Consider the following 4,241-nt stretch of genomic DNA (forward strand, 5'->3'; position numbering starts at 1 on the left):
GTCGCATTCGGGGCTATTTATCCACCTTGCGCAAGCAGAATATCAATCTTTTAGACGCTCTCGTTGGATTGTTCTCGGGCAATCCTGTGTCGCTTAAACCACAGCCTGAGTAGTTACGAAAGGACAATAATTTCATCATGGCTGTGGAGCTACAGGTGCTCAATCAATGGACAGGGATCAAAGAAAGGAGATAAAAAAGAGATGCAGTTTAGATAAAAGGTTTTGAATGCGATCGAATCCCTGAAGCTCCATCCCTAGGTATCGTCACGCAATGCATGGACAACTTGCCGTTTAATGCGAACAAAATCACTAGATAATTTCAGATCTAATTCGCGATGTTCTGGAAACGGCACTGGAATTTCCGCATGAATTCTGCCGGGACGGGCCCGCATCACATATACCCGTTGCGCTAGGTAAATGGCCTCCTCCACATCATGGGTAATCATCAAAATCGTCACATGGGTTTTCTCCCAGAGCTCCAGCAAAAACTGCTGCATTTGTTCCTTGGTTTGGGCATCCAAGGCTCCAAAGGGTTCATCCATCAGCAGCAACGCCGGTTCATTGGCCAAGGCGCGGGCGATCGCGACCCGCTGTTTCATGCCGCCAGACAGTTGTTTGGGATAGGCAGTGGCGTAGTCACTCAGCCCGACAACCTCCAGAAAATATTGCACCCGTTCCCGCTGCTCCGCCTTGGGGATTTTGCGCAGTTTTAACCCAAAGGCCACATTTTGCGCCACGGTTAACCAGGGGTAGAGGGTATACCCTTGAAACACCATGCCCCGATCGGAACCCGGTCGTCCGGTAACGGGTTGGCCATCTACATACACTTCACCGGAGGACGGTGGGGTCAGCCCTGCAATAATATTCAGAAGCGTAGACTTGCCACAGCCGGAGGAACCCACGAGACAGATTAACTCCCGAGGTTGAATGGATAAATTAACATTATCCAAAACGGTGATGGCATTATCTGCTGTTTTACCTCGGCCCTTGTAGTGTTTGTAGATTTGTTGGACGGAGAGTTTCGCGATCGTGTCAACACTGGAAACCGGCTGAGCATATTCTGTCATCATGGAAGATACCAAAAACGATGGTTGTCGATACCGGACTGCATGCTGTGAGACGATTGCTAATGATGCTGAAGATTGCCTTTACCCTGCTAGGAAACTGGAGCTCAATGTGTTCTCAGTGGAATCTAGACCTGTTCCAAAACCGTTGACTGAGCATGGTGATGGGAATCTGTATGGGAATGCTGTCGATACAACTGATGCGATCGTTGGAATTGACGCACCCAATCAAACCACTGATCTAGCCCTTCCCCCGTTTTTGCAGAGACGGGAATGATCGTCACTGTGGGGTTCATTTGCCGGACATTGGCAATAATTTGTTCGATATTGGCATCGACATAGGGTGCCAGATCCAGTTTGGTAATCAGTAAGCAATCTGCTTCTTGGAACATGACTGGATATTTCAAGGGCTTGTCTTCGCCTTCGGTGACGCTGAGCAGGGCAACCTTGGCATGTTCTCCTACTTCAAATTCAGCAGGGCAGACGAGATTTCCCACATTTTCCACCAGCACCAAATCAAATTCTTCAGGATTGTAGTTGTGGGCGAATTGGTGCAGGCCACCGGATACCATCTTGGAATCCAGGTGGCAGGAGCGCCCGGTGTTGATGGCAATGACCGGAACGTTGTACTGGCGCAGGCGATCGGCGTCTAACTCCGTCGTCATATCGCCTTCAATCACCGCAATTTTGAGTTCTTCCGCCAGCGTGGCCAGGGTCTTTTCCAGCAATGCGGTTTTGCCCGCACCGGGACTGCTCATAATGTTGAGGCAAGTAATTCCCCATGCGTCCAAGTGTTTGCGGTTGTGGTCGGCTCCGGCTTGGTTAGCGTGGAGCAGGTTAATTCCCAGGGCTGCGTCAAAGGTTTGGTGCATAGGAAAACAAAAGGGAAATTGTGAATGGAAAATTGGGTGAGATTCGTTAACTATGGGTCAGTTGTTGTGATCAGGTATTAGTCAGGACTTGGTCGTCAGTGGAGACTGAACGGGTGGGAAAACGAGTCAATGGGGGGCAGGTTGGGGGCTGTATTCAATGCGATCGATCTTCAGTTCCCGCCCGGAACGGATGTCTTCCATGGGGGCGTGGCAGGTGGGGCAGGCGTACTGAAGGCCGTATTGCGGACGATATTCCTGTTGGCAGGAATGGCAGTAGGCAATCAGGGGCGTTTCTTGGATCACCAATTCGGCTCCTTGCAAAAAGGTGCCACGGGTTTGCACCTCAAAGGCAAACTGCAAGCTGACAGGTTCGACGCAGGTAAACTGCCCAACGATGAGATGGATTTTTTCAATCACCGGGCGATCGGGTTGGGCGTCCCACCAGTCGCTGATCGTATTGAGCAGTGCGCGAGTCATGTCAGTTTCGTGCATGGTTTAGCTCCCAGTCTTAACTCCCAGTCTTAACTCCAAGCTTGATCAACAGCCATGTTGGCTTCGGGGTGGATGTAGGTGGGTTTCTCCTTACGGGGCAGTTGGCCAGAGAGCACCAAGTGAGCCATGGCATCGCAAATAACGCGGGTTGCCATCAAAGAAGTCATGTCGCTGATGTCGTAGGGGGGAGAGACTTCCACAATTTCTAAGCCACACACGGGAGCCCGCTGGATAATTTTGCCGAGGAGGGCTAGGGCTTCCCGAGGCAGCAAGCCACCGGGTTCCGGCCAGCCTGTGCCTGGGACAAATCCAGCATCAATGCAGTCAATGTCAAAGCTGATGTAAACGCAGTCCGTGCCATCCAACGCTCGCTCTAGGGCAAATTCTGCTGCCGCATCAATCCCGATTTCGGTGATGTCCGTGACCGTTAGAATGTTGGTCGATCGCTCGCGGCAGACTTTGACGCCCTGGCGGGGCACTTGCCAGCCGCCAATCCCCAATTGCACCAAATTTTTCGCCGGGGCATTGGCCATGTTGGTGGCATGGAACCAAGGACAGGTATGCATCCGTTCATCCAAATCTGTCTCTTGGGTGTCCACGTGGCGATCGAAGTGGATAATGCCGACTTTCTTATCGCCGAGGTGACGGCAAACCCCGCGCACGGTTGGAAAGCCGATCGAGTGGTCGCCCCCGAGGATGATGGGGAAAGCGCCGGAACTAAAGATATGGGCAATGCCTTTGGAAATTTGGTCAAAGGATTTTTCGTTGTTAGCGGGAATGGTGAAAATGTCACCCACGTCACACAGGGTAATCTGTTCCCGTAAATCAACGCCGAATTCAAAGTTATAGGGCGTGTAAAGAGCGGAAATGCGGCGAATTCCTTGGGGGCCAAAGCGGGTACCGGGGCGGTAGGTGGTGCCGGAATCATGGGGCACTCCGACGATCGCGACATCATACTCGCCCACCTTGCGCACATCTTCTAAGTAGGGGGCTTTGAGGAAGGTGTTAATCCCCGCGAAGTGGGGCAATTCTCCTCGGGAGAAGGTGGAAATGGTGCGATCGCGAATGCTGTCTGCGGCTTCCAGGCCATATTCCAGCCCCTGGGACACCTCCTGCTGCCAACCCGTTAAGGGCAGTTGGGCTTCTCGTTCTAGACCGTGACTGGCTTCTCGGCCATTCTGTCTAGGAGATTGCCCAGGGCTTTGAAACAATGGATTGTCGCTCATATTGGAACCCAAACGAGAATTGGATTGAAAAGCCCGGAAGATTAAGCTCTAGGTAATAGAAACCTTAGAACCCTCCTCTCCCGGGCTTTTTTCCCGCCGTGTGACCAGTTTGGGCTGCATCCAGTCCCGATGCTGGTTTGCCTCTCTTGGACCAGTCACAGTTTGCGGCTAACGATCGCTGCCGGAACCCTAGAGGCGATAAATTTTTCTTCCGTGCTAGTTTAGGTCACCCATTACGCTGCAAATTGCGGTCAAAATGGCAAGCAGCGGTATTGAAAAGAACTAAACCTACGATGCGCAACGAGCCCAGCGCGTAAGCGACCTTGATTAAACCGTGGAAAGATCTAAACCCGAAAACTTCAGCTCGAAACCTTCGAAAAAAATATCCCAGGGAGTTTAACCAATTACCTTCCGTATAAACTCGTAGCAAATTTATCATCGGTCAAGTTGCGGGTAAGAACTGTATTGAACTTAACCCTCTTCAGTCACTCTAAGCAGAGGAAAAGATAAGTTGCAGGTTTAATCGCTGCACTGAAGGACAGATGAACTGATTCATAGGACGGATCAATTGCTCAAATGCAGTATGC

4 protein-coding genes and 1 riboswitch are annotated in these 4,241 nt (G+C 51.3%); all 4 genes read right to left on the minus strand.

The genetic code is table 11. From position 1 onward, the window contains the following. Nucleotides 1-254: 254 nt before the first annotated feature. The gene (locus tag ACN4EG_RS27230) at nucleotides 255-1,070 is read right to left on the minus strand and encodes an ABC transporter ATP-binding protein (RefSeq protein ID WP_431633426.1); all 816 of its coding nucleotides are present in this window, start codon (nucleotides 1,068-1,070) and stop codon (nucleotides 255-257) included. A gap of 122 nt (nucleotides 1,071-1,192) precedes the next feature. Further along, nucleotides 1,193-1,936: a hydrogenase nickel incorporation protein HypB gene (hypB, locus tag ACN4EG_RS27235; protein WP_431633427.1), complete on the minus strand. Its 744-nt coding sequence runs from the start codon at nucleotides 1,934-1,936 to the stop codon at nucleotides 1,193-1,195. Between the two features lie 126 nt (nucleotides 1,937-2,062). After that, nucleotides 2,063-2,428, minus strand: a complete 366-nt coding sequence (hypA, locus tag ACN4EG_RS27240; RefSeq protein WP_431633428.1) for a hydrogenase maturation nickel metallochaperone HypA — start codon at nucleotides 2,426-2,428, stop codon at nucleotides 2,063-2,065. Between the two features lie 29 nt (nucleotides 2,429-2,457). Next, nucleotides 2,458-3,654, minus strand: coding sequence for an agmatinase family protein (locus ACN4EG_RS27245; protein ID WP_431633429.1), 1,197 nt, complete (start codon nucleotides 3,652-3,654; stop codon nucleotides 2,458-2,460). Nucleotides 3,655-3,729: 75 nt separating this feature from the next. Then, nucleotides 3,730-3,858, minus strand: a riboswitch (guanidine-I (ykkC/yxkD leader). Nucleotides 3,859-4,241 lie beyond the last annotated feature (383 nt).

It is taken from the genome of Alkalinema pantanalense CENA528, from assembly GCF_050753345.1.
GTDB classification, from domain to species: Bacteria; Cyanobacteriota; Cyanobacteriia; order Leptolyngbyales; family Leptolyngbyaceae; genus Alkalinema; species Alkalinema pantanalense.

Bases quoted from the DNA above. Each gene is read 5' to 3' on its own strand.
- ACN4EG_RS27230 (WP_431633426.1), bottom strand. From the start codon at position 1,070: ATGATGACAGAATATGCTCAGCCGGTTTCCAGTGTTGACACGATCGCG.
- hypB (WP_431633427.1), bottom strand. From the start codon at position 1,936: ATGCACCAAACCTTTGACGCAGCCCTGGGAATTAACCTGCTCCACGCT.
- hypA (WP_431633428.1), bottom strand. From the start codon at position 2,428: ATGCACGAAACTGACATGACTCGCGCACTGCTCAATACGATCAGCGAC.
- ACN4EG_RS27245 (WP_431633429.1), bottom strand. From the start codon at position 3,654: ATGAGCGACAATCCATTGTTTCAAAGCCCTGGGCAATCTCCTAGACAG.